The sequence below is a fragment of the Mycobacterium sp. genome (genome assembly GCF_052143115.1).
Taxonomy (GTDB): Bacteria; Actinomycetota; Actinomycetes; order Mycobacteriales; family Mycobacteriaceae; genus Mycobacterium.
The window spans coordinates 1-2,827 of sequence record NZ_JBKQTQ010000099.1; the positions used below are offsets into that span (position 1 = coordinate 1).

1 protein-coding gene is annotated in these 2,827 nt (G+C 60.8%); it reads right to left on the reverse strand.

The features are described 5' to 3' along the window. Positions 1-1,001 precede the first annotated feature (1,001 nt). Positions 1,002-1,889, reverse strand: coding sequence for a universal stress protein (locus tag ACLQI9_RS10480; protein ID WP_442391648.1), 888 nt, complete (start codon positions 1,887-1,889; stop codon positions 1,002-1,004). Between the last annotated feature and the right edge of the window lie 938 nt (positions 1,890-2,827).

Below are 2,827 nucleotides of genomic sequence, written 5' to 3' on the forward strand. Positions count from 1 at the left end.
CGCGATAGGTGCCGCTGATCGTGCTGTTACCGGGCAAGAACCACTCGGTGTCGTCGTCCAAGATGCTCAGGACCGTTTCGAGGTCGCCCGCAGAGAACGCGGCATACGCCTTCTTGGTTGCCTCGACGTTAGGCATGATGACTCCTTTGTGATTTCTCTGCCTCCGTTTTTCCGTCAGCCGGGATTGATCGTCCCCCCTCAGGGAAATCGTGAGTAGGGGCCAAAGTCCTAATGGCCAGGAGCCGAACGATAGCGAGGTTGCCGACCGCTGTCGGGTCCTGTGCGGCCCCAGCTGACCAGAGCATCTCTGTTGGGGTGCCCGCTAACCATTCAAGGCTGCCCGCGCGGCGGCATCCATCGCGGCGGTCTGGTTGTTGACCGTTTGCGATATGCGTGTCGGCCTCACTTGCGGTGGTGTCGGCACAAGTCTGGCACGCGCTAGCGTGTCGAGCCAACAAGGGGCCGGGGAACTGCGTTAGCCCGTCGAGGCGGTATGTGTAACCGGGCCTCTGCCCACATATTGCCCACAATTTGCCCACAGTTACAGATATCTCCAGTGATCTGCGGTGATGAACTTCCGCTGCTAGGACGGCTTTTCGGCCTCGTCTGCTGGGGCGTCAGAACAGTTCAATCCTGACAGGGGGCTCATACCTTCGACCGTAATCGTTTCTCGCAAACGAATTTGGCCCGGGTCGTCCGCCTGGTCCGGGTGTTGGCGCCGCCAACATCTCCGGCGGAAGCCCCAGGAATCTCGCGTAACCAACGGGAACCACATGTAGCTTATGTGCAGGTCAAACCGCATTTCCGCAAGTCAAGAACGGGTTCGATTCCCGGCAGCTCCACCAAAAACGGTAGGTCAGAGTGCTGGGTGAACAGCGCCCGTTTCATGTTCCTGACCCACCTGGCCGGTGCTTACGCACGTCAACATCCGCATCAGCAATGCGGTGAAGTGTCGGTCCCGTGGCATTGCTTGGCACAATGCCAACCCACAACGGCCGCCGTCAGGACTGACGCGCCACGATCACAGGGATCCTAGCCCTGTTGACCACCGCCGCCCCGACCGAGCCCAGCAACATGCCAGCGAACCCGCCGCGGCCGTGGCTGCCGACCACAATCAGTTGCGCCCGTTTGGACGCCTCGATCAGCGGACTCGCCGCATCACCAACTTCGATTTTGCGATGGATCCGCACGTCGGGATAGCGTTCCTGCCAACCCGCTAGCCGTTCAGCAAGCGTCTCCTCCTCGTCGGATAGCTGAGCGTCCCAATTAAAGTTCGGGAAGTCGGAAACCCGCAGATCAGTCCAGGCGTGCAGGGCCATTAAACCGACACCTCGTCGTGACGCTTCGTCGAATGCAATCGCAGTCGCTGCTTCCGACGCCGGCGAGCCGTCGATGCACACCAGCACCGGCGCCCGTGCGACATTGGCGACCAGCGGTTCCTCGTCGTGGATCACGGCGACCGGGCAATGCGCATGGTAGACCAATCCCGAACTCACCGAGCCAAGGAAGTTGCGGACCAACACGCCGCCATGCCCCCGATAGCCCACCACGACCATCTCCGCCTCTTTGGAAAGGCCGACGAGCGTCGAGACGGTGGCCGAATAAAACACCTTGCTATCGATTTGCACTGGACCGCGCTCACCAGTGCTCTCTTCGCCGACCTTGATCGCTGACTTGATGAATTCGCGTGCCCGCTTCTCCTGCCCTTGCCTGAAGCCGGCCGGCGCGGGGACCTGGGACCACCCCGGTACGGGGGCGTTGACGACATGGACCAGGGTCAGCGGCACATTCCGCAGGGCGGCATCATGGGCCGCCCACCGTACGGCACCCAGTGCCGCTGCTGAGCCGTCAACGCCCACCAAGATCGCGCGACGTGGTGGTTGCAACATTTCAGTTCGCTTCCGATCGGCTATGTACCCACCGTCAGGATCACTCAGGGGGGCCGTGATTGTTAGGGCTGAAGAGATGCAATCCGAAGGACCAAAGGCACCGATGAAGCGCCTAACGCCTTCTGGCCCACGCCTACATCGGTCAATAGCGTGACTTCCGTTTGGATTGGAAAAGTCGGAACCCGGCCGACGCGGCGGAGCTTGACGCACGGAGGACATGTAGTGAACGCCGCTGCGACGCAAACACCGGACCGCAGGCGCGCGACAATTTTTCACAGCAACCCCGCAGACTCCTTCACAGTCCGCACGATCGTTGTATACGTTCCCGCTTTACTGCCGGACCCGTGTTGACGGCGTCAACACCTTTCGATGTATCCGCAGTTCGCCTCACGTCTTTCGCGTCGTTTGGCGTAGTCAAATTCCCTGTTTTCACAGGTCACGCCACTTTTTGTAGCGGGTTCGATTCCCGGCAGCTCCACCGAGAAATGCAGGTCAGGGTTACAAACTCTGACCTGCTTTCCTTCCCACCAAATCGGCTACACGTCAAGCGTCATAGCTGTCGCTCGCATGTGCCAGCATGCAGTCGCCGAGACGTTCGCCGAACTACCCGACAGTCTGACCGCTCACAGGCTCCGAATGCTGGCTTGCTCGCATGCTTGGACTTCCGGCTGATAGGCACTGACCTGGTACTTGTCCTGTCGACCGTGGCGAACGCCGCCAACTCCGGTACCGCTGATGGGCACTGAGGCGCACATTCTCGGGTCAAACGGCCCGATTGGGGGATGACGGTGAGGCGGAACCTGATGCTTCAGCCCAGCCCACGAGCCCGAAGCCAGGTGGCTGCTTCGACGAGGAAGGAGTCATGACCACTACGATTCCCCAACCAAGTTGCGGGGCCCGGATGGGTTTGGCGCACCACATCGGTGGGACTAACGGCA